We start from the raw sequence: 25444 nt of genomic DNA, 5'->3' as shown, positions 1-25444 counted from the left end.
TTTGGATTGTTGGGGAAATTGTAATAAATCAATAATTAAGGTATAGCCATCCGGTAATGTTCCGGGCAATTGGCTGCTGGAGATGGACGACGTAGTAGTAGGATCCTACCGGGAGTAGGCTGCTACCGTTTCCTTCTGTACCTCCCCAATCGTTCTGGTAGTCGTTGGTGCTGAAAACCTCTCTACCATTCCTGTCGAACACCTTGATCAACGCATCGGGATGGTCGGTGATGTTTTCGATTACCCAAGTATCGTGGATACCGTCCGCGTTGGGGGAGACCCCCTGTCCAGGAATGATGGACATTTCGGGACCGCATACATCGGCCACACCGTCCGAATCGTTGTCCGGGGCGATAAAGGTAACCGTGGCACTGGCCGAACTACTATTGCCGCTGACATCGGTAACGGTCAGTTCTACGTTTGTATCGCCCAGTTCTGGACAATCAAAAATGGCCGTGTCCAAGGAAAGGTCCGCAATACCACAATTGTCCGTGCTTCCATTGTCGATATCCTCCGTGGTGATGGTCGCCTGTCCGTTTTCGTCCAGTTCAACGGTAATATCCTGTGCAACTGCAATTGGAGGGATGGTGTCCTCCACGATGACGGTCTGGGTCTGTGTACTTGTATTCCCATTGCCGGTACTGTAGGCCCAGGTAATGGTAAACGTTCCTGGTCGGTCATATTCCAGGGGATCGTCCGTCGTCCCTATAATGGTCCCTGCGCAGTTGTCCGTCGCCGTTGGCACGGCCGTTACCGTTGCACTACACTCTCCTCTTACCTCCGTTAGGGCAACCATATCGGGTATTGGAGGGGCGATGGAACTCTCTGCGATGACGGTCTGCGTCTGCATACTGGTATTCCCATTACCATCGTCATAGGTCCAGGTCACGGTATAGGTACCCTGTTCGGGATAGGTCAACGGATCGTCCGTGGTGGCGGTAACGGTCCCCGCGCAGTTATCTGTAGCTGTGGGCAATATCGTTACCGTTGCCCCGCACCCGCCGATCACATCGGGCAGGGTGGCCATATCCGCGACAGGGGCAATGGCATCCTCCACGATCACGGTCTGTTCCTGTGTGCTCGTGTTCCCGTTGCCGACATTGTAGGTCCATGTAATGGTGAACGTTCCCGGTCGGTCGTATTCCAGGGGATCGTCCGTCGTTGCTACAACGGTCCCCCCGCAGTCGGCGGTGGCGGTGGGCACCTCTGTAATCGTTATCCCGCATTCGCCCGTTACATCCGGCAGTGTGTCCATATCGGGCGTTGCTGAGGCGATGGAGTTCTCCGCGATGACCGTCTGTTCCTGTGTGCTCGTGTTCCCGTTGCCGTCGTCATAGGTCCAGGTCACGGTATAGGTCCCCTGCTCGGGGTATGCCAACGGATCGTCGGTGGTGGCGGTGATGGTCCCCGCACAGTTGTCGGTGGCGGTGGGCACCTCTGTTACGGTTGCCCCGCACCCGCCTGTTATATTTGGCAGTGTGGCCATATCGGCAACAGGAGCAATGGAATCCTCCACGATAACGTTTTGCGTTTGGGTGCTTGTATTCCCGTTGCCGTCATCGTAGGTCCAGGTCACGGTAAAGGTGCCTTGTTCATTATAGGTCAACAAATCGTTGGTGGTAGCGGAAATAGTCCCTCCGCAGTTGTCGGTTGCCATGGGGACCTCGATGATCGTTGTGCCGCATCCACCGGTTATATCAGATAGGGAGGCCCTATCGGCAACAGGAGCAATGGAGTCCTCCACGGTAACGGTGGTGGTACATGTGTCCATAGCGCCTGAGGCATTGGTCACTGTAAGCGTTACAGTATTTTCACCTAGGTTGGAACAATCAAAATCTGTGATATCGATGTCCATACTCGTTGCCCCGATGGAACCGTTGTCGACATCGGCTGCAGTAATACTGGCCGTACCGTCGGCGTCCAATTGTACCGTAAAGGGTTCCGTGCAGTTCGCCGTTAAGGTTGTGGCCCCTGTATTTTCGTACCAGGCAATGCCGCCTTTATCGGAACGTGCCGAGAGCACGTCCAAGTCCCCGTCCCCGTCCAGATCTCCGGTGGCCACACTTAAAGCTCCGAGCGCTTCCGTGGCAATGTTCAGTTGATCACCGAAGTTCCCACTCCCTTCATTGGGGTACCAGGCCACCCTGTTATCATTAAAGGAAGCAGAGATTACGTCCAAGTCCCCGTCGCCGTCCATATCGGCAACGGTCATATTCTGGATTCCATCTACTGCTGTGGTAATGGTTTGTTGCGTACCAAAATTCCCGTTTCCATCATTGGAGTACCAAGCCACCCTGTTATCATTGGCAGAGGTGGAGAGCACGTCCAGGTCACCGTCGCCGTCCAGATCGGCAACAATTACATCCAGAGCTCCAGCTGCAGCTGTAGTAATGGTCTGCTGGGCACCGAAGTTTCCGCTCCCATCGTTTGGATACCAGGCAATCTTGTTATCGTTGGCAGAGGCCGAGAGCGCGTCCAGGTCCCCGTCGCCGTCCAGATCGGCAATGGCTACCCCGTTGGCCCCGGCCGCTGCCGTAGTAATAGTTTGTTCGCTACCGAAGATGGACGGGGTCCGTTGGGCACCAAGGTACTGTAGCCCGTCATTGGGATACCAGGCAATCTTGTTATCATGGAAAGAGGATAAGAGGACGTCCAGGTCCCCATCACCATCAAGATCACCGGTCGCAATATCTCCAATCCTATTGTAGTGTACTGAGCCCACGGTAGTAATGAAGTTTTCACTCCCGTCGTTTAGGTATACGGAAATTCGTGTATCAGAGTCGGCTAGTGCTAGCACATCCAAATCCCTATCACCGTCCATATCGGCAGTGATTAGTCCTCTGAGCGAACCATTGCCAAAGTCAATGGACTGTAGGGCACCAAAGTTCCCGTTCCCGTTATTTTCGTACCAGGCACCTCCGAGGCTTTCTTCGTGGGCCGCGAGCACATCCAGATCCCCGTCACCGTCCAGATCGGCAACGGTCACATCATTTCTATTCGATGAATTTGCCCCTTCAAAAATAGTATTCTGGCCATTAGGGAATTCCCCGGGGCTATTTGCGCTTACACCGGCGGTAAAACTATAGGTAAATGGGCTGGCTAGGGAGGTCCCCGCGCTGCCTGCTACCTCTGTGGTAAGGGTGGCGGTGATCTGCTCTCCGGGAAAGAAATTCCGGTCGGGGTCAAAGACCGCCGTGGTGGCATTTACACTGGGAGTACCGAAGCCCAGGGGCCGGCCGTAATTACCGGTAATCTTCATATTGTCCGTAGTCAGGGTAGCGGCGTCTATGGTTTGGTTAAAAGTAAGCCCCAGGGTAGCGGCATTGTCAATCCCAAGGGCATTGGCGGCCGGATCGGTGGCCGTTACCGTAAGAGAGGATCCTGCATTCTCGTACCAGGCAATGGTGGCATCGGAACGGGCCGAGAACACGTCCAGGTCCCCGTCGCCGTCCAAATCACCGGTGGCTACAGCGAGGTATCCAACTCCCGCTCCCGCTGTGGTAATGGTCTGTTGATCACCGAAGTTGCCGTTCCCATTATTGGGGTACCAGGCAACCCTGTTATCATTAAAGGAAGCAGAGAGTACGTCCAGGTTCCCGTCTCCGTCCATATCGGCAACGGTCACATCCCGGATGCCATCTACCGCTGTGGTAATGGTCTGTTGGGTACCGAAGTTTCCGTTCCCATCATTGGGGTACCAGGCAATCCTGTTGTCATCGGCGGAAGTGGAGATTACGTCCAGGTCCCCGTCGCCGTCCAAATCGGCCACAATCACATCTTCGGCCCCTGCTTCCGCTTGGGTAATGGTCCGTTGGGTGCCGAAGTTTCCGCTCCCATCATTGGGGTACCAGGCAATTTTGTTATCCTCGGCCGAGGACGAGACCACGTCGAGGTCCCCGTCGCCATCCAGGTCGCCGGTGGCCACTCCGCTGGCTCCGGCCGTTGCCGTAGTAATGGTCCTTTCGGTACCGAAAATGGCCGGAATACGTGAGACATCAAACGTTAATCCATCATTTGGATACCAGGTAATCTTATTTAAAGAGGCCAAGAGCACGTCCAGGTCCCCGTCGCCGTCCAGATCGCCGATAGCCAAATCTTTAACGATATTAACTGCACTACCATCAAAGCTAATTGGTATACCATTAGTAAAGTTCTCGCTCCCATCGTTTAGGTACCAGTCAATTAGGCCATCTGCTGTTGTCACTGCGAGCACCTCCAGGTCCCCGTCGCCGTCCAGATCGGCAGGGATTATTCTTCTGAATGAATACCGACCCGAGTCAAGGATTAGTGGGGCACCAAGGTTCCCGCTCCCATCATTGGGGAACCAGGCGGCCCCATCTCTGATTTCGTAGGCCGAAATCACATCCAGGTCTCCGTCGCCGTCCAGATCGGCAACGGTCACATCGTTTCTATTCGATCCTCTAAAATATTCGAAAATTATATTCTGCCCATTGGGGAATTCTCCTGGGCTATCCGGGCTTACGCCTGCGGTAAAGCGGTAGGTAAAAGGGCTTGCCAAAGAGTTTCCTGCACTGCTTGCTACCCCCGTGGTAAGGGTGGCGGTGACCACCTCGCCGGGAAAGAAGTCCCGATCGGGGCCAAGGACCGCCGTGGTGGCGTTTGTACTGGGAGCTGGGAAACTCAGAGGTTGGCCATAATTTCCGGAGATTTTTACATTGCCCTCCGTAAGGGTAGTGGCGTCTATAGTTTGATTAAAAGTAAGGCCCAGGGTAACGGTATTGTCCACGCCAAGGGCATTGGCAGCCGGATCGGTGGCCGTTACCCTAAGAGAGGATGCTGCGTTCTCGTACCAGGCAATAGTGCCATTATTGGTATGGGCCGAGAGCACGTCCAGGTCCCCGTCGCCGTCCAGATCGCCGGTGGATACACTTAAAGCTCCGAGCGCCTCCGTGGTAATATTCAGTTGATCATCGAAATTCCCGCTCCCATCATTGGGGTACCAGGCCACCTTGTTATCATCAAAAGAAGCCGAGAGTACATCCAGATCCCCGTCGCCGTCCATATCGGCAACGGTCACATCCTGGATTCCATCTACCGCTCCGGTAATGGTCCGTTGGGAACCGAATCTCCCATTATAATTTGGGTACCATGCAATACTGTTATCCTCGGTGGAAGTGGAGATTACGTCCAGTTGCCCATTGCCGTCCAGATCGGCCACAATCACATTTTGAGCTCTTGCTGCTCCTATGGTAATGGTCTGTCCGGTGCCAAAGTTCCCATACCCATCATTTTCGTACCAAGCAATCTTGTCAAAAGAGATTACGAGTGCGTCCAGGTCCCAGTCGCCGTCCAAATCGGCTATGGCAACTGCACTAGTTTGAGTTAACAGTCCATCAATGATCTGTTCATTACCGAAAATTGCCGGAATCCTTTGGGCACCCGAAAACGTTAACCCTTCATTGGGGTGCCATGCAAGCTTACCAGAAGAGGCCGCGAGTATGTCCGGGTCCCCATCGCCATCTAAATCACCGACAGTAAAACCTTCAAATAAACGGTTAGCCCTAAAACCCATACCTTCGATAAAGTTCCCGGTCCCGTCGTTTAAGAAAAAGTCAATAGACTTATCGCCTGAAGTGTTTGCGAGCACGTCCAGGTCCCCGTCGCCGTCCAGATCGGCAGGGATTATTCTTCTGAATGAACCCCCGACCGAGGTAATGGATTGTGGGGTACCAAAGTTCCCGCTCCCATCATTTTCATACCACACGCCTCCGTTATTTTCGGAAGCTGCAATCACGTCCAGGTCCCCGTCGCCGTCCAGATCTGCGGTGGTTACATCATTTCTGGATGACTCCGAAGTTCCCTCAGAAATGGTGTTTTGTCCATTGGGGAACTCCCCGGGGCTATCGGGGCTTACACCGATGTTAAAGCTGTAGGTAAAAGGGCTTGCCAGGGGATTCCCAGTACTGCTTGCTACTGCCGTCGTGAGGGTGGCGGTGACCACTTCCCCTGGAAAGAAGTCCCGGTCGGGGTCAAAGACCGCCGTGGTGGCGTTTACATTGGGAGCACGGAAACCCAGGGGCCGGCCGTAATTCCCGGAAATCTTTATATTGTCCGCAGTCAGGGTAGCCGCATCTAGAACTTCGGTAAAAGTAAAGCCAATGCCAGCGGCATTATCCACGCCAAGGACATTGGCGGCCGGATCGGTGGCCGTTACCGTAAGAGAAGAGCGCACTGCATTCTCGTACCACGCAATATGATTATCAAAAAAAGAGGCCGAAAGCACGTCCAGGTCCCCGTCGCCGTCCAGATCACCGGTGGCCACAGCGATGGCTCCATTTGCTGCCGTGGTAACGCTTCGTTGGCCGCCGAAGTTCCCGTCCCCGCTATTTTCGTACCAAGTAATGGTGCCAGCAGCGAAAGAGGCCGAGAGCACGTCCAGATCCCCGTCACCGTCCAGATCGGCGGTGGTCACACTTCTTGGGTCATTTACCGCTGTGGTAATGGCCCGTTCGCCGAAATTCCCGTTTCCGTCGTTCTCGAACCAAAAAATGGTGGAAGCTGATGCATGAGCCGAGAGCACGTCCAGGTCCCCGTCGCCGTCCAGGTCGGCAGTGGTCACACTATAAGTTCCACTTGCCTTTGTGGCAATGGTCCGTTGGCTGCCGAAGTTCTCGTTCCCATCGTTCTCGAACCAAACAACAGTACCGAATAATAAAGAGGCCGAGACCACGTCCAGGTCCCCGTCGCCGTCCAGATCGGCGGTGGTCACACTTCTGGGATCACGTACTGCCATGGTAATGATCTGTTGGCCTCCGAAGTTCCCGTTCCCGTCATTCTCGTACCAGGCAAGGTTGCTACCATAAGCCGAGAGCACGTCCAGGTCCCCGTCGCCGTCCAGATCGGCGGTGGTCACACTTCTGGGATCACTTACCGCCATGGTAATGATCTGTTGGCCGCCGAAGTTCCCGTTCCCGTCATTTGCGTACCAGGCAATGTTGCTACCATAAGCCGAGAGCACATCTAGGTTCCCGTCGCCGTCCAGATCTCCAGTGTTCACAGCGTAGGCGGTGGCTCCATTTACCTCTACGTTAATGGTCCGTTGGCCGTCGAAATTCCCGCTACCATCGTTTTTGTACCAGGCAATGTTGCTACCATAAGCCGAGACCGCGTCCAAGTCCCCATCGCCGTCCAAATCGGCAACGGTCACATCTTGGGCTCGGGCTGCCGCTGTGGTAATGGTGTTTTGCCCATTGGGGAACTCTCCGGGGCTATCCAGGCTTACACCGGTAGTAAAACGGTATGTAAAAGAACTTGCCAGGGGGTTTCCTGTACTGCTTGCCACTCCCGTAGTGAGGGTGGCGGTGACCACCTCACCGGGAAAGAAATTCCGATCGGGGTCAAAGACAGCCGTGGTGGCGTTTACACTGGGAGTACCAAAGCCCAGGGGCCGGCCGTAATTACCGGAAATCTTTACATGGGCCGCGTTAAGAGTAGCGGCATCCATAGTTTCGCTAAAAGTAAGGCCGATGTCAGCGGTATTATCCGCGTTTAGAGCATTGACGGCCGGGGCAGTAGCCTCAACCGTAGGATCGGTCTGGGAAATAACGGTAAACGATATGCCCAGTAATAAGAGTATAGTAAATACTCGATCTTTTGTTCGTAGGTTTTTTGCTTTCACAATTCGGGGGATTTAATGTGTTAAACGATAGCTACAACGCTAAATGAGATGGATATGTTGTTTTTCCTGCTAAAAAAAATATTTGTAAATCCCTTTATATACTATGTTTTTCATTAATTTTCATCTGAATGAAATTACCAGAAACCCGGCTGACCGTTGGTTTCCGATTGGGTCGATACGGTTTATCCCGAATGTAAAAAAAAGAGATAATACTCTATGATTTAAAGCGTAGTATAAATTCTAAATAAAGCAAGGAGTTTCGGGCGTTCCAAGCAAAATAGACTTACGTCAATATCTGGGATTGAAAAGAAATATTTAAGGGAATATCGTATCAAAAAATGAGACGCTTATAAACATCAAAAATCCACTACCTTAGCTCTAGGATGAAAGTGTTGTTGATGACCCCTTTAAATTTTTCACTCAAATTAAGTTACTACAGGAAATGAATCAAGATATTGAGGCATTTAATGAAAATCAGGTTCCCGGGGAACAAGAAATATGTACAAAGTTGGCTCTTTTGATCAACAAATTTCTACCCGAAGCGGAGAATAGAATGTGGCATGGACATCCGGTTTGGTTTTTTGAAGGAAATCCCATAGTCGGGTATAGCAAGTTAAAGGCTGGCATTCGGCTCATGTTCTGGAGCGGGGCAAGTTTTGATGAAAAAGAGCTGAAACCTGGGACCGGCAAATTTAAGGATGCCTCTATTCTGTATTCGTCTTCCGACCAAATCATAGAAGAAGATATAAAAAGATGGTTGGAAAAAGCGCGTAAAATCCAATGGGATTATAAAAATATCTACAAAAGAAAGGGAGTTCTAGAACGTTTAAAATAGCACAATACCTCACATGTTCCAATGCATGTTAGTATCTTCGACCTCTATTTTGCAAACCTTAGTTACCCTATTAAAACATTATAAATTGAAGAATTACCATTTTATACTCCTGGCTTTTATTGTGAACTTGAATACCATAATGGGACAAGGAGATTTCAAGGTCGCATTTGGATTAAAAATTGGAATGAATTATACCATGCCCAAGATGGTGGATTTGGAAAGCATGGAATTCAACAACCAATTTGGTCCGGATTTGGGGGCTTTCACGGACTTTACATTTAACCGCCATATCGGTTTAAAAATGGAAGTACTGTATTCCGTTCAAAATATACATATGGAATCCTATGGGATCGGGGACGGAAACGGTACACGGATAGGAACGGTAGAATTGAACCAAAAGGTAAGGGATCAATATTTGATTTTCCCTGTTCTATTTAAAACCAGATTGCTCAAAAAATTGGATTTTCTGATTGGTCCCCAATTGGGTTTGTTGATTTCCGATGAAAACAGGTTTTTGGTCATTGACGGCATTATTTTCACCCAAAATGAACCCATTGACAATGTAAGTCTTTCCGGAAATTTTGAACTATCCTTCAGTGCCACGGCTAAGCTAAACCTTGGACTTCGCTATAATTTGGGTGTTGGCAAAATCAATAGTCTGCGAAATACTGGATTTCAACTCTATTTGGGTTATGCCTTATTATAAATGAAAACTTTTTACGGACACCTTCTGGTACGATGATAGCCAAGAACCTGGGAAATACGGATTTTGAATTGGTTTTGGAGAGCTTTTTGCTCGCCTTCCAAGACTATTTTGTGACTGTACCCACCGATGGCAACTATTATAAGGAACGTTGGAAGGCCGCCAAGGTGGATTTTAATTTTTCCTATGGCATGTTCGACGGGGAGAAACTGGTAGGGTTTGTGATACACGCCATTGACCATAGGAATGGGAAGCTTACAGCTTTCAATACAGGTACCGGGGTAATCCCCGATTACCGTGGGCGAAAAATAACCCGATCCATTTATGAGTACGCTTTCGCTGATTTAAAGCGCATCGGGGTAACAAATTGCGTCTTGGAGGTAATTATCAAAAACAAGAAGGCGATTCGGTCCTATACGGGTATCGGGTTTAAGACCTACCGAACGTACCAATGTTTTAAAGGCATCATTAACCCAAAAAATATAGAGACTGTGGCCTTAACAGAGGTAGAACTGGAAAAGGTTGACTGGGCGAATTTGCCTAACCAGGGTTTCTATTCCTGGGACCATCAAAAGGAATCTATACTCAGGAGCAACTATAAGTTTTTTCATGTCGTGACGGATACAATACCGGAATCCTTTTTTATTATACATCCCAATACGGGTTATTTGGTACAATTTGATGTGTTAAAAGAAAATAAAGACGCTTGGAACCGACTGTTCTCTGGGACACATCGGATTTCAAGTACTCTAAAGGTCAATAACGTTGACGAAAGATTGACGGATAAACTTGTGCAATTACGTGCAATCGGACTGGTCAATACCATAGATCAGTTTGAAATGCGAATGGAAATATAAAAGGGACATAGCCGGGTGTTCTGGGTAAGTCACTTTTTGAGTCCTTTTTTCGCCAAATGGATTGCATAGTTGAATCCGGAATTTTTTGGAAAACCATAGGTTTTGTAACCTAGTTTTTCGCAAGCCTCATCCCCATAAAAGAAATTGAAGATAAAACCATGATCCATAGAGTCCAGATTTCCTTTAAGTAGGCTTTCAGTTGTCCTCAGGGGTTTTTCGTCTAATCCGATACCGATGGGTAGGTTCAAATTGTTTTGTACAAATACCTCCTGATCTATATGTTCTCGGAGTGTTTCCGGTTTTTCGTTTTCCAGCCGATACTGTGTTCGATACATATATTCTTGGGTGCGCCTAACTACCAATTCCTTGGAAAATGGCTCACTGGTCCAAAAGTGGGGGAGGCAAAAGTTTCTTTTAAGAATCGATTCAAAACTGAATTTACTGGAAAAATCGGTCGTATGCCTGTTGGACCAAGCCCCACCTACGTCATCAACAAGGTTTACGGCCAAATTAATTTTCCTGTCGATGGTACCTGTAAGTGTTGAGTTCACGGTATCAATAAGCTCACTAATCAAGGGTTCCGTTTCTATCCGAATGAGCTCCCTTATCTTTTTTAGGACTATTTCCTTTCCCATGGGGTTAAATGCCGCAATAGGTAGGGCAATGTCCTTTTTGGTTTCATCGAGCAAAATATCCAGATAGTCATGAAAGCGCTTCCTATTGTTCGGAAGAAGATAAAACTCCTCCATTTTCTCCAAAAGAGGTACCAACTTAAATTTCATGATTTTTCTATTTAACTTTTCGCCCACCTACAAGTGGAAATAGGTAAAAAACGGATCATTTTTCAAAATTATCTTCAAATGAAATGGTACCCGTAGTATCCGAAAGTTTTACATGATCAATGGAACCCTTACCTTCAAAAATAAATATCAGGCCCATGACCTTTCCAAAATCCTCTTTAAAAGTTTCGAAATAGCTGGATTCACCATTTATTCTAATCTCGGCATTCTTTTCCTTTACAGAAAGGTTTAGTTCCTGCCATTCAAAAATGTTCCGTCCCAGTAGGGAAAGGTCGTTAACCTTTCCGTTCCTGCGTATTTCCCCAATATGGTAGGAAGCATATGCCTCACATCCTTTCTGGACCAATTCTATGTTAAAGGCATTTTTCTCGGTAACGATCAAAACATTCAACCAAGGACAATTTGAATTGTTCATGGTGTCCAGTTTAGTACGGACATTGAATTCAAAATTGTCCGAGGAAACTTCATATGCCTTACTATGGCCTATTCGTGTTATAAAATACTGACTGGTATCAACGTTTTTTTTCAATAGCAAATCCTTGGGTAAATGAAATCTCCCTTCAGTAATAAATGATTCCCCTTTGAAATCTACGAAGCGTTCATCGGACGAATCATAATACACATGGGGTTCCCATCCATCACTTAAAATATGTACAGGCTGCATGGCAATAACACTATCATTGGCAATAAGTCGGGCCCTGTGAAATCCAGATTCGTAGTAAATACTGGTGAAAACTGTTCCCCTTGGATCTATTCTTTCCTTTTTTTTATCATTCCAGGTTTGTTGAACAAAAAAACTATCTGCCTGTACTTGGGAAACGTCATAGTTAAAAACAAAGGTATTGGGTACGCCACGGGACAGTGTTTTGTCCGCTTTGAAAACTACGGGACCGTTAATGGAAATACTGCCTTTTAACACGGATGTATTTTCCTTTGGACCATAAACAAAGAGGATTAGTACTATAATTAGTAGTGCAAAAAGGAAAGCCGCACCCGGTTTACGGAGTTTTGAAGAAACAGATCCATGACCCTGATTGGAATTTAGGGGGGTATTTGCATGTACAACCTTGTCATCCTTGTTTTTAAGTTTAAAATCTTGCCAGTTTTCGTAATTCAAGGTCTTTGCCAAAGCATTGAGCGTTGCCAATTGCGGACCTTGTTTGAAACTATTTTTCCAAAGTCGCTTAAGCGTGGAAAGGCTTATATACAATCCTTTTTCTTCTTCTATATAGTTCGAAAGAAGCTCCAGATCCTTTTGGGAATACCCCTGTCCGTTTCCAAAGGAAAATTTTTCTTCCAGTTGCTTTTTACACAATTCGATATAATCACGTTCAGACCGACTCATACAACCATAAAATTAACACAATTGAGGACAAAAAAATACCAATTCCCCAGAATGACCTTACTTTGACCCCACTTCAAACCTGCTTTGGATTGTGGCTTTTTCACTGGTAAAATATCTTTACCCGAAAATATCATTATGAAATCAATACTATGTTTAATAACCCTGGCTCTACTACCATTGTGCAACACCAGTGCCCAAAAAATTGACACGGAACCTCAAAAATGGGAAGCGCATAATTGTGAGGTATCCTATGCAGAGGGAGAAATCCACATTACCAATGAAGGTAATGGGAGCGCTTTGTTATGGATTAAAGGGCTGAACTTTAAAAATGGTTCTATAGAATTGGACATTAAGGGGAAAGACGAAGGGGGCAATAGTTTTTTAGGGCTTGCATTTCATGGAAAAGATAATACCGATTATGAAGCTGTTTATTTTCGTCCCTTCAATTTTAAAAGTGAAAAGAAAAAAGGAAATTCCATACAATATATCAATCCACCGGAATATCACTGGGACGACCTAAGGGAGCGTTTTCCTGGAAAATACGAGAATAAGGTTTCGCCAGTTCCCGACCCCAATGATTGGTTTCATGTTAAAATTGAAATCAATTATCCCAATATTTTGGTCTACGTAAACGATTCTACGGACCCTACTTTGAAAGTAACGCAAATTAGTAAACGCAAAAATGGAAGGCTGGGCCTATGGGTAGATAGTGATGAAGGTCGTTTTAAAAACATTGAGATCAATAAGGACAATTAAATGACCCTGAGGATACTAATAACAGGATTACTGCTCTGTACAATTTTTGGATGCAAATCCGAAAAAAATACACCTATCCATCAAATGGAGATGGATTCCAAATCGGATGCGTTATCCAATAAAACTGTACCTAACGGGATACTGGAGATACTCCAACCGGAACAGAGGCAACTCATCTCCATATTGACTGGAGCATCGAAAATCAATGAAGATCAATCATTGAAAAGGAGGCGAAGTGAAAAAGAAAAACTTCTGGCAAGAAATGTTCTGGATCGTATGCTTCAGAATATTGGGTTAATGGCTCAAGAACATCCTTACCGGGTGAATTTGCCCGATTACAATAGCATGTCCAAGCACAACCCTTATACAGGAACCAACCTGTACGCCATTATTCCTTCTACCGTTCCGAGTAATGAATACATTATTCTAGGGGCACATTATGATACTGTGGAAGAAAGTCCCGGGGCCAGTGACAATGCTACGGGTTGCGCATTGGTTTATGGGGTTTCTAAACTAATTTCAGGTTTGGAAAATCGGAAGAAGAATTTGATCGTTGTTTTTTTTGACCAGGAAGAGACCGGTCATGCCGGAAGCTTTGCTTTTGTAAATTTCGCGAAGGAAAAGGCCTATAACATTCACTCCGTTCATACGGCGGATCAAGTGGGATGGGACAAAGACGGAGACCGGAATATTGAACTTGAACTACCCACGGATTATTTGAAATCCGTTTACGGGAAACATGCCAAGCCCTTTGGAATTACGGTGTATACCACTGATGTAACTTCTTCCGACCATAAGGAATGGAGGGAGGCCGGTTATAATGCTGTTGGTATTACCGAGGAATATAAACATGGTGACACTAGCCCGCATTGGCATGAACCGACCGATACTTTTGAAACGGTAGATTTTGACTATTTGGCCTTTGTTACCTATTTGGTTTACAAAGTGATCGAAGACCAAATCACTTTATAGCTTAAAACGTCTTACTTCAATTGTTTTTCAATGACCCTTTGGATTAAGGATTAACTCCTAATCGTAACTTTAGTTCCCGCCTGTATACAACAAATATCGATTTGATCATGAATAACACGGTCCTTAGAAAAATAACTATGTTACAATTGGTATTGGTACTATGTTCTATATGCTATGGTCAAGAAAAAACTGCAACAGATCAAGGTATAATAGAACTTGGAAAAAAACACCGCTTTTACTCCAAAGTATTAAATGAGGAACGTGAAATATGGGTGCGCTTACCAGTAGGCTACAATGCTGACAAGGCGTCCAAATATTCTGTGGTTTACCTCTTGGACGGACCTAATAATTTTATATATACTGCAGGGCTTCTACGACAACTTGAAATTAGATCGGTGCCAAAAAGTATCCTAGTCGGTATTGTTAACACAAATCGATCAAGGGATTTGACCTCGGCAATAATGGAGGAAGGAAAAGTTAAATCTGATTCTACCATGGGCGGGGCAGATAATTTTATGAAAATGATCGAGAACGATCTCTTTCCGTTCATAGCACAAAACTATAGCATCAATGGATTTAGAACTTTGGTGGGCCATTCCTATGGAGGCCTATTTGCAATTCATTCCTTGGCGACCAAACCTGAAATGTTCAATGCCTACTTGGCCATTAGTCCCAGCCTATGGTGGAACGACCAGAAAGTGGTCAGCTACTTTGAGGAACGTTTGAAGGCCAATCCGGATATGAAGGGACTTCTATACTTAACTATTGCCAATGAGCGCGGGAAAATGTTGGGCGGGTTGTTGAAATTGGTTGGAGTACTGGAATCGGAGGCTCCAAAGAACCTGAGATGGGATTATAAAGTACACCCCAATGAGCACCATGGATCCATCCCGGTGGTAGGAACAATGGAAGGTTTTCACTTTTTCTATAAAGATTGGCATATGACAGATCTGCTCAAGGAACAGGATAAGTTTGGCTTAAGGGCCTTTGAATGGAGGGCGGAAAAAATCAAAAATGAATTCGATCAGGAATGGGTTTTGGATTATGATATGCTCTCCGATTTTTTGTATAGGCTAAATGAAGAAAAAAGATTTCAGGAACAATTGGAGACCGCCCTTTATTTAATTGAAACAGGAAAAAAAGAGGTTGAGTTTTATGAGGCCGTAGCGAGGTCGCATATTGGACTAAAAAATAGGGCAGAGGCTATTCGGTATTATAAGGAAGCCTACAAATTAAATCCGGGTTATCCCCCTGTGGTAAGAATGTTGGATTCTTTGAACGTGAATAAAACCACATTATATACACTACCTGCTACTACTAAAGCTGAGCTAAAAAAATATATTGGGAAGTATTCAGATGGAGAAAACGTTCAATCCATTGCGATTGTAAAAGATTCTTTATCCATTACGATTAAAGATCATTACATTAAGACGACTGGAAAATTGGTCTTTATGGGCGATGATACTTTTTATTCCACGCTGGACGATTTTTATTTTACGGTTAAATTCCATTTCGATAAAAAGGAGGACAAAAGTCCCTCATTTATGACTTTTCGCTATGTAAATGGGTGGACGAGAAAATTGGGAAGATCCAAATAAGTTTGAGGGTAACGGATAACTTGAACTTTATTCCAAATGGATTAGTTTGATAAATTTGACAATACAAAACGTGACTTAACCCAATTCTGCTAGAGTAGAAAAACTGGTTTCGATTCAAGAATTCATACTCTAAAAACAATTTTATAAACTGAAAATCAGGGAAGTATAAAAACTAGTCATCCATTCACCAATTGTACCAGTTTCATTCTGCTATTGATACCAATTTTGGAATAAATACGATGGGTATGGTCCTTTACCGTTTGAAGACTTATAAAAAGTTCATCGGCGATTTGTTGGTTGGTCTTTCCTTCGCAAATTCCGTCCACAATTTCCCTTTCCCGTTTCGTAATCCCATACGCTTTACAGAGCAGCGTCTTTTTTTCGGCATTGGGGCGCCCGGCATATACGGGGATAAAAGCAATATCGGATTTGAGCTTTAGGTAAAACAACGGAATAAAGTTGGATAAAAAATAGAACAAGAGGATGGGGGCAACGAACCATGTACCGGAAAACAAGAATGGAAGAAATGTCCCTCGCAGCAAAAACGCCAATACCATTAGGACTACGAATAGATTCAGTATTTTTCGTTTTGGTTTTTTATACTTTTTGGAATGACCCAACACTGGTACGGCAAATACAACCATGGATGCCAGTTCTATGAAGAGCATCAAACCCATTTCGGCATAGGCCAATTGTTCACCAAGAAGCCAATCCTCTTGGAAGAGAACCACATAAAGCCCCCAAGCCACTGGGACAAGGCCCACAAAGAAAATGGCGTGAAAATAAGATACCTTTCTACCAATTGGTGTTTCAACCAAGGAATATCCCATTTTTACCAGCATTATCCATGAAATACATAAAAAAGGTATGCCCAATATCGGTAAAAAATTGGCTGTCATGGTTACTAGGGCATTATCCGAATCTATAATGGAAAGTAAGCCCCGCATTAAAATTTGTGCCCAAATTCCGTAAAAGGCAAAGGCATAAAAAGTAATCAGATAATAGAAATAGTTTTGGTGGAAATCGGTGTGGTAGGTATTGATAGATCGATGTGATACCCAAATACCTGCCACCGCAATGGCCAGGCAAAATAAGAATACAACTATATATACAAAACTCAACAAAACCTCCTTTTAAGGTTAAAATTATGTAAATGTCATCGAAAGGCATAAATACCTTAGTAGTGATTTTGAAAACACTACCAAAGTTGGAAGGAATAGTTTCTAGATCCCTTTATTTTTATATAAACTTTAAAGTACCAAGGATTATGGAAAGAGTATACGAAGGAAGAGTTCCCGAGGCCACAACTTTTGGAAGTTATGGATACGCCTGGCAACAACTACAACGCTATTTTTTATATTTCTTTTTGGTGACCTTAGTTGTTGCTTTGTTTGAAAGTCCGGTGTCGATCGCTCATGATTCCGAGACGGATATCACCCCATTGACCGTTATGCTACAAATTTTCGCGGCGGCCTATTTTTTCCTGCTATTTCCCGTCATCAGCTATGGAGGTAATTTACTGTATTTACACGGTATCCGGAACGAGAAAATGGAAATTGAAGTGCTATTCCAAGGATTTAAAAACAACTACTTCAATATTGTTTTGGCACATTTGCTGAAGTTTGCAATTATAGGAATAGGATTTGTTTTCTTCATAATCCCAGGGATTATTTTAGCCTGTAGACTGGCCTTTGTTTCACTTTTGGTTATGGACAAAAACATGGAGCCCATTGCCGCGGTTGAAAAAAGCTGGGAAATGACCAAGGGTCATGGTTGGAGGATTTTTGGCATGGCCCTGTTGGCAATTCCTATTTTTATAGGAGGTCTAATTTGTTTTATTGTTGGGGCCTTTATTGCGATTATGTGGATTGGTGCAGCCTTTACTGCCTTGTACCATGCTATTGATCTTGAGGAGCAACAAAAGCTGTATTCTTATCCAAATGAAGACATACCGGACGCTTCCTAAAGCTTGTTTAGTAGTATGGTGTCGTGTCCTCTTGCTTCGATCCAACTTTTTGAAAACTAAATCAACAAAAAGAACTACTAATAGGATGGATCGACCTTATTATCATTGATAATTTTAGAGTCAAATTGAATGGCCGCTTTTCGGAAGGTCAATACCTTAAAAATTAAAAGGCTATATCCAACAGTTATGGTTCTTTCCAAATCTTATCACAAATTCCCTTACTTCTATTTTTTATATATTTAGTACGTTCAGAACACGTTCTATTTAAGATGAGGTTTTTACGTTTTCAATTCTTTTTTTTAGTTCTACTCGTTTCAGGTTACTCTTTTGCACAAACCGATTCCGATGCAAAAGGCCTTGATCAACCATTATCTCTATTCACAGAAGGAGAATGCAATTGCAAAGATCAATGGTTTTCTGAGTTTGTACAGGAAATTCAGCTCGCCGAGGGTTTTACATCGAAATATCGTAGAATCACTTTCACTACAGCTATAACCTCACAATAAATATGAAAATCAAACACAATCTAAGTTTAGTTAGTTTACTTATTCTATTTTCAGGTTGTGCGACTACTAAACTGATCGATTCTTGGAAATCAAATAAGTTCACCACATTATCCAATTCAAGAATTGTAGTTATTTCCCAAAGCCCTGAAGCATCCATCAGAAAATCATATGAGATAGCGATTACTGACAAATTGAGAGTACAGGGAGTTGATGCCGTTGCCTCACACTTGAAGTTCCCTACTTTAACAGAAGCAAAAACTCCCGAGGAAATCGAAAAGACCATACAAATGTTTAAAACAGCCAATATTAATGGTATAATCTTGACCTCTCTTAAACAGACTATTGAAACAAAGAATGGTCAGTTGTCTTCCCCAAACGTAATTCCTGCAGCATATGCCGACAAATCTAGCTTTGGTGCAAATGCAAATGATAGCAATGCTTTTCCTGTTTCAACGTCAAAAACTTATATATTGGAAGCACTAATCTATAATCTTGAGTTAGACGACGACGATCAACTGGTAAACGTATGTTTGGTGGATGTTACCGATCCTAACTCTAGGGATAAGATCCAAAAAACCTTTACCAAGATTATTGCCGATCAGTTTAAATAGTGTTCGTGATAAAACCAACATACCCAATTATAGTTTTCATCTCCCTATTTCTTATAGGGTGCGGTAGTAAAAAAGCCATTGTACATGAACCAGTTCCTTTGGAGATCGCTCCTAAAAAATTAGTTGTCTTTCTGGATGGTACCACCAATGACGAGAGTAGTCACACAAACGTTTCCAAACTTTATAATTTGGTTTCCTTGCAAAACAATCCGAATATAGGCGCCGCTTATTTAAGAGGTGTTGGCAACGGTGCCGATTTTGTTGGAATACTAACTGGATCAGGTATCCGGGGAGAGGTTTGCAATGCTTATCTATATCTTACCGAACACTATGATCATGAGCGTCAAGATGAGATTTACTTGTTTGGTTTTAGCAGAGGGGCATATGCCGCCCGTATTCTGGCAGGAATGATTCATTCCGCTGGTATTGTTGATATCAAAGCTGTTCCGAAGGACAAAAGATTAAAGTTTATTAAGAAAATCTATAATGCGCATAAGGGAGATAAAACGCTCCAGGAGAGAAGGGACGACGTTTTTAAAGTAACGCAACAGCATATGGATTTCGACACCTATAAAATTGAATTTATGGGCTTATGGGATACGGTTGCAGCTTTGGGCATTCCCGACTATAAGGACGACTATTATGTTGAGGAAACGAAATATAACGACCAGCTATGCAATGTAAAGCGTGCGGTTCAGGCATTATCCTTAAATGATAATAGAGGATCTGTTTTCACTCCATCTCTATTGACCCACGAGTATTTGGTCCGTGACTGTAACAGCATTGACCCAAAAGATATTGCTGAAGAAGTTTGGTTCTTTGGAGCGCATTCGGATGTTGGTGGCGGAGCCCTCAATACCAATATCAGCGGGGTTTCCTTAAACTGGATGATCAATCAGATCAGAGAGTACAAACTGCTTCCTATGGAAACCCAAGTATATGAAAACCGCCATGATGTTACCAATGATCCCCGTAAAGGTTTCATGAAAGTAATTTTCCCTAAAAAAGGGCGCAAATTGGTCTTCTTTACTTCTAGCGAAGGTTACAAGAAGGAAAAATTAAAGATACACCAATCGGTACTAGATCGGTTGGAAGGCTCATTGCAAACCTATGAAATCAACCTCCTTAAACTTTTTGGGGAGTGTTTTGAAAAGAACAAAAAGGGAGGTTATAAGTATCTGGAATCTTCGAATTGTTTCGAGGTGGTCGATTAAAAATTTATACTTTTTAAGATCATGTTGATATAAATTTTGGGAATAGCCTTATTTTTCCATTTTAAAACCTTGAGCACTATGAGAATCGCATATCAATTTCTAGTTATTGCCATTGTAGGTCTTTTTTTAACGGGTTGTTCGGGAGTGAAACTGGCCAACTCTTACAAATCGGATAGCTTTGAAACCATTCAAAATCAAAAAGTTTTGGTCATTTCCAGAACACCAATAGAAGATGTACGCAAGGCCTACGAACTGGAAATTACGAGGAAGTTAAGAGCAAGAGGGGTAAATGCGGTTGCCAGTCACATAGCTTTTCCAGACCTAAAACGTATCGACAACAAAACAGTGGATAGAATTGCGAAAGTAATAGCTACGTTCAGAAAAAACGGGTTTGATGTTGTGGTATTAACGTCTCTCAAAGACGTTCAAGAGCAAGAAGTAATGCAAAAACAAGGTGGGTATAGTTCTTTGATGGACTATTATGGCAACCATTATGTTACCCTCAAGGGGTACTATGATGACCTAAACGCGCCGCCACGATTACCGCCAAGGGAAGTGCCCGAAGAAACTACCTATAGAACAGAGACTACTTATGTATTGGAAGCTGTAACCTATAATTTGGCTTTGGAAGAGGAAAAAAGATTGGTGTCGGTCACTACTGCCGAAGTCACCGATCCTGATTCCGGGCCTGCGGTCCGTAAAGGGTTTGCCAAAATTGTGGCCGATCAATTAAAGTAACAAAGACAGAGGCTTGAACCGAAGTAAAGCGTATGCTTTAAGAATAATCGATTGTCTACAACTTTTCAATGGAAACTTCCTTGCCATCAAAAATATATAGTGTTCTTTCAATCTCGTCGATGATAAAAGTTCCTTGCCGAGCATCCATTTCCTTTATAAGCTCTTCTTTTCCCGTGTCGATTTGAAAATCGATTATCCGTATTTGCCCATCAGCAGGGACCGTGATTATCATAGTGTCATCATTTTTCCGACTTTTTCGGATTCTTTTGAAAACGTACTCCAAGTTGGAATCTAGATCAACGTCAAAATCTTTAAAGTCGTCTATCCCTTGGGTATAGGAACGATATGTCCCATAAACGCCGGAAACCCCTGTGCCAAGAGCACCCAAATTATTGGATACGATGGTACTTCTAATTGCTCGGTTGGCCTGGGTGGGGGCAAAGAGCAAAGTGGCCGATGTTATTTGAAGGCCTCTTTTAAGCCAGTAAAACGAATCGCGAAAAGACCTACGTACAAAGGAACCGGATTTCACCGAAGGATATTCCTTTTGGTAGATGAGGTCTCCCGAAAAATCGAACAGGTAAAACCGGTTACCCTGATACAGAAAGTAGGCTTTCGGTCTAATTTTTAGTTCTGGAAATTCCCTTCCAAAATCAAAACGCTGTAAAGATTTCGGTGCCACAGTGTCCTTATTATTGAACAGATAGAAGTTATTTTCACTATAAACGGGAAACTGTTCGGTTTTTGGATTAAACCATACGCGATGATAAGGAACTTCCAGCTTTAAATTTCTATTGATAAAATCCGCATCAAATAAGGCAAGGTCTTCCTTCCAAATTTTCCTCCCCGATTCAATTTCAATTCTATTGGCCCTTGAGGGGGTTATAAAAAGCGCATATGGATCGTTATCAAAAATGTGAACTGGATTTTCTTCGTCTGAGTACGTAATTTTCAATGGATCGTCCCAGGCCTTGTGACCGGATTTGTCGATTCTTGTCAACTGATTTTCCTGAACCACCAAATAGCTATCCTTGGTAGGGACTACTTTTTTTATCAAGGGCAAGGGATCCGATCGATCCCATTTTTTCTTTCCATTTACCGTATTTACAATATCGAAACCTTTGGAGGTAATCACTACTAACTGATTCTTATCCAAGTTGGTTTCTATAATATTTCCAATGACGCTCACCGGCGGCCCTGCCCATAAACTATCCATTGTTCTAGGATTCATGGCATAAATAAGGGTTTCTTGATTTAGCTTTTTGCTGCTTATGTTATTGGAGGATACATAGAGTCTGTTTCCCTTGTCATTCAATAAAATACTGGTTATTCCCTTTTTGTCATATTCAACTGTTCCCGTTTTGGCATTTATTTTTAGCAAATGGCGATTCTTCAACCAAAAAATGTTGTGATCGGCATCCAAAAGGACTTTCTCCTCGTTTAGGATGGCCCCTTTTGTTCTTGTAAAAAAATCACTGATTACTTGGGTCATCCATAGTTCTTTACCCGTTTCAACGTCGAAGAGACCAATGCCAAACCCTTCCTCGGTTTTGCCATCCACTAAAACAGCTCCTCGCTCAGGCAATAGGAGGGTATTAAAGACAGCCTGAAATCCCCGCTCATTTGAATTGAAAACAATGTTTCCAGTTGCCACATCTACAATGGCCCGCGAAATACCTTTTGTATTCAATGTCTTGGAAAGAATTTCTGAGTTGATTAAAGGTTTATCCTCAAAGAAAACATAATGGGTAAGGGGAATCTCGGAGTACCGGCTAAAGTCCAATTCTCTTATACTCTTATTCTCCCAGATGATAGCTTGTTTTTCAGGGTCTACTCCATAGATGGACCCCGAAGTTTTGACCAACACAATTCCCGTATTAGTGTTAAGAATCTTCTCCTGAACCCGATGTTTCAGCAAAATTTTTTGTTGGGCAAAAGTAGCCCATGAATGCACTAGGGCGACCAATAGAATTAAATTCCTCTTGATTCTCATTAGGATGGTATTTTTAATTTAGAATCGACATAAAACCTTCGATATGGTTATTTAGTATAGATAAAAAATGTTAATCTATTTTTTTAAATATCAATAGCGCTTTTCTATTGGAATCCATCAAGGTTAGGTTCAAGTCCTTTATTTTGTATAGTCGTGTTTCGCGAAGCTGATTTAGAAATGTGCTGGCCACTTTCATTTCACGACAGGCCATTCTGGTCTCATTGATCGGGCCAAACTGCAAATCGGTATTTGTTAATTTCTCCAGATTTCCGGTAATTTGATTGCAGCCGTTATTGCCGGAAAAGGAATTGTTCTTAAGGTTGAATTCCAATTGTGGCCGTTTTTCGATATCATCGGATATTGGGCTTTCAAGCATTGTTGTCAAGGCCCAAACATCATTGATTAAAATCTTGTTTTCGATAGGAGTATTTTCGCTTTTCGAATTGTCTTTTGTCTTATTGCCATTACATCCAAATAGGAGTAGGAATAGGGCTAGACTCAGTATTTTGTGCATTTGTATACTTTTTATGGTTAAAATTGATAGGACTAATTTTAAAATTGTACTTCTATATTTCTTATGTTAAATACTACATTTATAAATTACTTCTAAGGTAACGAAATCACATCTAAGACATTTTTTCTCAATTCTCAAAATCTATACTTTAAAATTGTTCTCGCATAAACATGCCGTTCGTTCGGAACTACTTTTCCGAAGGTAAAATAATGCTCGATCCCCAGAGAGAAGCGTCTTGAGGAAAAATAGACACTCTGTGTCATTGTGGTGCTAAACGTATTTAATTCATTCACCGCATACTCAAAATCGTTGTTAAACAGATTTCCTTGCGCCGTGCCATCAAATATATTTAGGGAGCCGCTAATCGCCGATTGAAAAAAGAGTTCTATACCAGAATTTGATAGGATGTTGTTATCCATGCCCACAGACTCGGATAATTTATTAAACTTTCCAAATCGAAATCCCAGTGTGGGGGTAGCATCAATATATAAGTTTCCTAATCGGGTATCAAGCATTCCATAGACATCGAACCATTTTTGTTGTGGTATAAAGTCATAGGCATATGCAACGTTCAAGTTTACTATTGGCTGATTTGGCACTTGAAACCGCCATTCTTCAAAAATGGGGTCATCTGTGATCTTATCATGAAACCAGCCTTGAAAATCGCCCGCTAAAGATGAAGGTCCCATGATGCCGAGCAATGCGCCTCCCTTCAAAAAATACCGTTCAAAGGCATAGGTGACGTTAAATGTACCGAATAACAAACCGGCATATGGACGATCAAAAGAAATGGTGCTTTGTTGTATTTCACTAGGAGTTACCGTCTTGTTTGTTGGTGTGAACCCTTCCAAACGTAGGCCTATTTCAAAAAAATAACCCGTCTTTTTAGGGAAGTACTTTTGTAGCCTGAGCATTTTTTCCTTTTTAAATTTCAAATTTACGCCAGCACCATAGCTATAAAACCGGTCCGAGTTCTGCCAGATTACATAGGCATCATTTGCCGAGGAAAGTGAAATCTCGCTACTAAAAATATCAGGTCTTTGCGCATTACCTTCAATGCTAAAAAAAAGAAGTATAAAGAATAAGAAAAGACCATTTGATTTGCTTGCATTCATGTGGTCTTTTTCATATTTCAGTCCGTTTAAAACTTAGTCAACGAATTTGTGATTTATTTACATGGCACCAGGTTGTTTGGTGTCGAAACAATTTAGGCTTACCATTTAAAAGGCTTAAACCCGACCCCGAATTCAATATAATCCGCTGCCCCTCCATCAAGGGTTTTTAGCCCAAATTGAGCAAAGAGAATTTCAGTAATGTTATAGCGAAGGGCTGGCCGCATAAAAAAAGCGCCTTTTCCTAAATCGTCGGTAATATAGGTACCCAATTGTGCTTTAATGACCATTTTCCAAAAATGAAAATCGTATCCGGCGTGAATACCGATTGAAGTTCTGTCCGCCGCTTTGTCAAACTCTTGAAATGAATTGTCATAAAAGAAATCAAAACCACCTGTAATACCATGTATGGCGTTGAAGCGATGTTCGTAGTCCAAAACCCCTGAGAAAACTCCAAATTGTCTGTCGGTTCCACCGTCTTCATCGGTTTGCTTGCCTCCGCCTGCAAGATATATCGAAATTGAGTTTTCGTTGATTTTTGTCGGTTTGGTTTTTTCTGGGGATTTAAATCGAGCCTGAAGTAGATTTTTAGTATACGGATCGTTGTCAACAAACCGCTGCGCTGCATTGTAATTGTATTTTACCCCTAGGTTGATGCCAAATAGATTTAGTCCCAAATTGGGTTGATAGCTGCTACCATTACTAAAGTGGGTAAAGTCGACCCCATAGGTCAGATCCAACTCCCTTGTAAAACGATATTCAAAGCCAATATCAAGCCCAAAGTAAACGGCCGCACGAGCACCAAAAGCATCGTTTATTGGGTTCTCCTCGGCATTGTATTCCTGCAAATTATAGGTAATCCCCAGGGCAGGTTCTATACTGAATTTATTTCGTCGGTTCGGATTACCGATTGGGAAGTCCATGAAGGCATACAAGGCACTTGGATTTCCAAAAACTTCTGCATTGCCCAAAAATCCGGAATACAAACCAATTCCATAAGTGGGGTACTTATAATACCCGGCCCAGCTTTCAGGATTGCTGGATTGCCATCCTATTTTTACATTGATGGCTCCATAACCTGCATCCAAGAATCCTGCTTCGCTTAATGCCGTTCCGGTATAGAGGTAACTGCCATAATTCGATTTGAATTCAATAGATCGAAATTTATTGGAAGGTTCCTTATTTGATATCGTCTGGGCGTTAACAAGGAACAAAGAACAAAGTAGACAAATGGTAAGGAATCTTGTCATAAGTATGAATTTTAATAGGCATTTAAGTATCCATT

The 25444-nt window shown here is 43.5% G+C and carries 18 protein-coding genes; 10 read left to right on the top strand and 8 right to left on the bottom strand.

Annotated elements, in window-relative coordinates; translation table 11 throughout:
* Positions 1–28: 28 nt before the first annotated feature.
* Positions 29–7639, bottom strand: coding sequence for an FG-GAP-like repeat-containing protein (locus D7Z94_RS10745; RefSeq protein WP_120711557.1), 7611 nt, complete (start codon positions 7637–7639; stop codon positions 29–31).
* Between the two features lie 442 nt (positions 7640–8081).
* Between D7Z94_RS10745 and D7Z94_RS10740 the strand changes: the two genes are divergently transcribed.
* The 3 genes from D7Z94_RS10740 to D7Z94_RS10730 all read left to right on the top strand — a co-directional run bounded on the left by D7Z94_RS10740 (position 8082) and on the right by D7Z94_RS10730 (position 10034).
* On the top strand, positions 8082–8474 hold the full coding sequence (locus D7Z94_RS10740; RefSeq protein WP_120711556.1) for a DUF1801 domain-containing protein: 393 nt from the start codon (positions 8082–8084) through the stop codon (positions 8472–8474).
* Between the two features lie 85 nt (positions 8475–8559).
* Complete coding sequence (locus D7Z94_RS10735; protein WP_158594623.1) at positions 8560–9180, top strand: outer membrane beta-barrel protein; 621 nt, start codon at positions 8560–8562, stop codon at positions 9178–9180.
* Positions 9181–9212: 32 nt separating this feature from the next.
* Complete coding sequence (locus tag D7Z94_RS10730) at positions 9213–10034, top strand: GNAT family N-acetyltransferase (RefSeq protein ID WP_120711554.1); 822 nt, start codon at positions 9213–9215, stop codon at positions 10032–10034.
* Positions 10035–10063: 29 nt separating this feature from the next.
* On the opposite strand, the gene D7Z94_RS10725 is transcribed toward D7Z94_RS10730, so the two are convergent.
* Both D7Z94_RS10725 and D7Z94_RS10720 read right to left on the bottom strand, forming a co-directional pair.
* Positions 10064–10816 (bottom strand): hypothetical protein, encoded by a 753-nt coding sequence (locus D7Z94_RS10725; protein ID WP_147415874.1) that lies wholly within the window; start codon positions 10814–10816, stop codon positions 10064–10066.
* Between the two features lie 55 nt (positions 10817–10871).
* Positions 10872–12179 carry a hypothetical protein gene (locus D7Z94_RS10720; protein ID WP_120711552.1) on the bottom strand — a complete coding sequence of 436 codons (1308 nt, stop codon included), beginning with the start codon at positions 12177–12179 and terminating at the stop codon, positions 10872–10874.
* 135 nt (positions 12180–12314) lie between these two features.
* On the opposite strand from D7Z94_RS10720, the gene D7Z94_RS10715 reads away from it, so the two are divergent.
* The 3 genes from D7Z94_RS10715 (at position 12315) to D7Z94_RS10705 (ending at position 15505) form a co-directional block, all read left to right on the top strand.
* Positions 12315–12935 (top strand): family 16 glycoside hydrolase, encoded by a 621-nt coding sequence (locus D7Z94_RS10715; RefSeq protein WP_120711551.1) that lies wholly within the window; start codon positions 12315–12317, stop codon positions 12933–12935.
* Positions 12936–13907, top strand: coding sequence for a M28 family metallopeptidase (locus D7Z94_RS10710; protein WP_120711550.1), 972 nt, complete (start codon positions 12936–12938; stop codon positions 13905–13907).
* A gap of 107 nt (positions 13908–14014) precedes the next feature.
* Positions 14015–15505, top strand: coding sequence for an alpha/beta hydrolase-fold protein (locus tag D7Z94_RS10705; RefSeq protein WP_120711549.1), 1491 nt, complete (start codon positions 14015–14017; stop codon positions 15503–15505).
* 176 nt (positions 15506–15681) lie between these two features.
* Here D7Z94_RS10705 and D7Z94_RS10700 read toward each other — a convergent pair whose 3' ends face one another.
* A complete protein-coding gene (locus D7Z94_RS10700; RefSeq protein WP_120711548.1) occupies positions 15682–16626 on the bottom strand; it encodes a helix-turn-helix transcriptional regulator in 945 nt (314 codons plus the stop codon).
* A gap of 146 nt (positions 16627–16772) precedes the next feature.
* Between D7Z94_RS10700 and D7Z94_RS10695 the strand changes: the two genes are divergently transcribed.
* The 4 genes from D7Z94_RS10695 to D7Z94_RS10675 all read left to right on the top strand — a co-directional run bounded on the left by D7Z94_RS10695 (position 16773) and on the right by D7Z94_RS10675 (position 20540).
* Complete coding sequence (locus D7Z94_RS10695) at positions 16773–17471, top strand: hypothetical protein (protein ID WP_120712018.1); 699 nt, start codon at positions 16773–16775, stop codon at positions 17469–17471.
* Between the two features lie 508 nt (positions 17472–17979).
* Positions 17980–18588, top strand: coding sequence for a hypothetical protein (locus D7Z94_RS10685; protein WP_120711546.1), 609 nt, complete (start codon positions 17980–17982; stop codon positions 18586–18588).
* 5 nt (positions 18589–18593) lie between these two features.
* Positions 18594–19802, top strand: coding sequence for a phospholipase effector Tle1 domain-containing protein (locus tag D7Z94_RS10680; RefSeq protein ID WP_158594622.1), 1209 nt, complete (start codon positions 18594–18596; stop codon positions 19800–19802).
* 78 nt (positions 19803–19880) lie between these two features.
* Positions 19881–20540: a hypothetical protein gene (locus D7Z94_RS10675; protein WP_120711544.1), complete on the top strand. Its 660-nt coding sequence runs from the start codon at positions 19881–19883 to the stop codon at positions 20538–20540.
* 55 nt (positions 20541–20595) lie between these two features.
* Here the strand turns inward: D7Z94_RS10675 and D7Z94_RS10670 are convergent, their stop codons facing one another.
* From D7Z94_RS10670 to D7Z94_RS10655, 4 genes are all read right to left on the bottom strand, one after another.
* Positions 20596–22533: a PQQ-binding-like beta-propeller repeat protein gene (locus D7Z94_RS10670; RefSeq protein WP_120711543.1), complete on the bottom strand. Its 1938-nt coding sequence runs from the start codon at positions 22531–22533 to the stop codon at positions 20596–20598.
* 70 nt (positions 22534–22603) lie between these two features.
* A complete protein-coding gene (locus D7Z94_RS10665; RefSeq protein WP_120711542.1) occupies positions 22604–23047 on the bottom strand; it encodes an META domain-containing protein in 444 nt (147 codons plus the stop codon).
* A gap of 134 nt (positions 23048–23181) precedes the next feature.
* Positions 23182–24162: a lipid A-modifier LpxR family protein gene (locus D7Z94_RS10660; RefSeq protein WP_120711541.1), complete on the bottom strand. Its 981-nt coding sequence runs from the start codon at positions 24160–24162 to the stop codon at positions 23182–23184.
* Positions 24163–24260: 98 nt separating this feature from the next.
* Entirely contained in the window at positions 24261–25409 is a 1149-nt protein-coding gene (locus tag D7Z94_RS10655; RefSeq protein ID WP_120711540.1) for an acyloxyacyl hydrolase, read from the bottom strand.
* Positions 25410–25444: the final 35 nt, after the last annotated feature.

Source organism: Ulvibacterium marinum (assembly GCF_003626755.1).
In the GTDB taxonomy this organism is placed as follows: domain Bacteria; phylum Bacteroidota; class Bacteroidia; order Flavobacteriales; family Flavobacteriaceae; genus Ulvibacterium; species Ulvibacterium marinum.
The sequence above is the reverse complement of the archived record's forward strand: the minus strand, read 5'-3'. Positions and strand labels throughout refer to the sequence as shown.

Excerpts from the sequence above, each read along its gene's own strand:
- D7Z94_RS10665 (WP_120711542.1), bottom strand. The coding sequence starts at position 23,047 with ATGCACAAAATACTGAGTCTAGCCCTATTCCTACTCCTATTTGGATGT.
- D7Z94_RS10685 (WP_120711546.1), top strand. The coding sequence starts at position 17,980 with ATGAAAATCAAACACAATCTAAGTTTAGTTAGTTTACTTATTCTATTT.
- D7Z94_RS10695 (WP_120712018.1), top strand. The coding sequence starts at position 16,773 with ATGGAAAGAGTATACGAAGGAAGAGTTCCCGAGGCCACAACTTTTGGA.
- D7Z94_RS10730 (WP_120711554.1), top strand. The coding sequence starts at position 9,213 with ATGATAGCCAAGAACCTGGGAAATACGGATTTTGAATTGGTTTTGGAG.
- D7Z94_RS10670 (WP_120711543.1), bottom strand. The coding sequence starts at position 22,533 with ATGAGAATCAAGAGGAATTTAATTCTATTGGTCGCCCTAGTGCATTCA.
- D7Z94_RS10710 (WP_120711550.1), top strand. The coding sequence starts at position 12,936 with ATGACCCTGAGGATACTAATAACAGGATTACTGCTCTGTACAATTTTT.
- D7Z94_RS10740 (WP_120711556.1), top strand. The coding sequence starts at position 8,082 with ATGAATCAAGATATTGAGGCATTTAATGAAAATCAGGTTCCCGGGGAA.
- D7Z94_RS10655 (WP_120711540.1), bottom strand. The coding sequence starts at position 25,409 with ATGACAAGATTCCTTACCATTTGTCTACTTTGTTCTTTGTTCCTTGTT.
- D7Z94_RS10705 (WP_120711549.1), top strand. The coding sequence starts at position 14,015 with ATGAATAACACGGTCCTTAGAAAAATAACTATGTTACAATTGGTATTG.
- D7Z94_RS10720 (WP_120711552.1), bottom strand. The coding sequence starts at position 12,179 with ATGAGTCGGTCTGAACGTGATTATATCGAATTGTGTAAAAAGCAACTG.
- D7Z94_RS10715 (WP_120711551.1), top strand. The coding sequence starts at position 12,315 with ATGAAATCAATACTATGTTTAATAACCCTGGCTCTACTACCATTGTGC.
- D7Z94_RS10725 (WP_147415874.1), bottom strand. The coding sequence starts at position 10,816 with ATGAAATTTAAGTTGGTACCTCTTTTGGAGAAAATGGAGGAGTTTTAT.
- D7Z94_RS10675 (WP_120711544.1), top strand. The coding sequence starts at position 19,881 with ATGAGAATCGCATATCAATTTCTAGTTATTGCCATTGTAGGTCTTTTT.
- D7Z94_RS10660 (WP_120711541.1), bottom strand. The coding sequence starts at position 24,162 with ATGAATGCAAGCAAATCAAATGGTCTTTTCTTATTCTTTATACTTCTT.